1 pseudogene is annotated in these 606 nt (G+C 64.5%); it reads left to right on the forward strand.

What is annotated here, in order from left to right:
• Window positions 1-477: pseudogene (locus tag BRAS3843_RS19165) on the forward strand (12-oxophytodienoate reductase); the annotation flags it as partial.
• Window positions 478-606: the final 129 nt, after the last annotated feature.

Here is a 606-nt window from a genome sequence, read left to right on the forward strand (position 1 = left end):
GGCCGTGGGGCCGGATTTCCCGATCATCCTGCGCGTCAGCCAGTGGAAGCAGCAGGACTATGCCGCGCGTCTGGCCGAGACACCGGAACGCATGGCCGACTGGCTGCAGCCGCTCGTCGATGCCGGCGTCGATATCCTGCACTGCTCGCAGCGCCGCTTCTGGGAGCCGGAGTTTCCCGAGATCGATGGCGAGAAGGGGCTGAACTTCGCCGGCTGGGCCAAGAAGATCACGGGCGCCGCGACCATCANCGTCGGCTCGGTCGGGCTGTCGGCGACTTCTTCAGCGCCTTCGCGGGCAAGGCGTCGACATCAGCCGATCTCGACAATCTGCTGGAGCGCATGGCGCGCGATGAGTTCGACCTCATTGCGGTCGGCCGCGCGCTGATCAGCGACGCCGAATGGGTTGCCAAGGTCAAGGACGACGACAAGGCCAGCCTGAAGGGCTTCGACGCCGCGGACCTGCGGGCGCTGGTTTGAACTGCGTGCCTGCTCGTGATGCTGATTTAGTCGAGTTCACCTCTCGCATGGTGGATGAGATACGGTTCAGTTGGCTTCGATTGGTAACCATTCGCCCGGTGCACCCTCTCCCCTTGTGGGAGAGGGTGC

Origin of the sequence: Bradyrhizobium sp. STM 3843, assembly GCF_000239815.1 — a bacterium.
GTDB lineage: Bacteria > Pseudomonadota > Alphaproteobacteria > Rhizobiales > Xanthobacteraceae > Bradyrhizobium.